The organism is Agrobacterium sp. 22117, from assembly GCF_052045735.1.
Taxonomy (GTDB): Bacteria; Pseudomonadota; Alphaproteobacteria; order Rhizobiales; family Rhizobiaceae; genus Agrobacterium; species Agrobacterium cavarae.
The window spans coordinates 1-345 of the sequence record NZ_JBQEPP010000015.1 but is presented as its reverse complement, the minus strand read 5'-3'; the positions used below and the strand labels follow the sequence as shown (position 1 = coordinate 345).

At 49.0% G+C, this 345-nt stretch carries 1 rRNA gene; it reads right to left on the bottom strand.

The annotated features are described in order from the left end of the window. Positions 1-83, bottom strand: a 23S ribosomal RNA gene (locus ACTJKV_RS21880); the annotation flags it as partial. Between the last annotated feature and the right edge of the window lie 262 nt (positions 84-345).

Here is a 345-nt window from a genome sequence, read left to right as displayed (position 1 = left end):
CCCCACGGCTTTTCGCAGCGTATCACGTCCTTCTTCGCCTGTGCATGCCAAGGCATCCACCAAATGCCCTTAATTCACTTCTTCGTTCTCATTGTCTATGCTCATCCATATTTGCTTGATTTGGAATTCCTGATCCTCTTCGCTTACGCTTGAGGGGTTCCAAATCCGGCCATACTGCAACCTATCGGTATTCATAGAGCCAGCAAAATCCGATTACCTTTTACAATCGGATATTTCTTGATGCCATCGACGTGTTCGGTATGGTCTTCATTGAGGGCACGCCGGTGCACCTCGAAGCCATACCATTAAGACCAGCTTCTCGAGATATCATCCGGTGATGCGCGG